Source organism: Pseudomonas sp. SIMBA_041, from assembly GCF_046535095.1.
In the GTDB taxonomy this organism is placed as follows: domain Bacteria; phylum Pseudomonadota; class Gammaproteobacteria; order Pseudomonadales; family Pseudomonadaceae; genus Aquipseudomonas; species Aquipseudomonas mucoides.
On sequence record NZ_JAWRXJ010000323.1, the window covers coordinates 1 to 271 of the forward strand.

Below are 271 nucleotides of genomic sequence, written 5' to 3' on the forward strand. Positions count from 1 at the left end.
GGCCCTGTTCCCATTCCCGCCTCAAAGGGAACAATCCCGCATCGTAGCCAAAGTCGATGAGTTGATGACCTTGTGCGATCAGTTTGAGGCGCAACAGAAAGAACGCCGCAAGCTGCAGAACGCCCTGCGCCAGTCCACCGTGAAAGCCTTGGTTAGCGCCCAAAGTCCGCACGAGCTGCAAGACAGCTGGCAACGGCTACATGCTAACTTCGGACGCTTGTTCAGGGAGCCAGAGGATATTGATGCACTGCGCGCAACCGTTCTCGATTTG

At 56.5% G+C, this 271-nt stretch carries 1 pseudogene; it reads left to right on the forward strand.

From position 1 onward, the window contains the following. Positions 1–271 (forward strand): annotated as a pseudogene (locus tag SB725_RS31330) (restriction endonuclease subunit S); the annotation flags it as partial.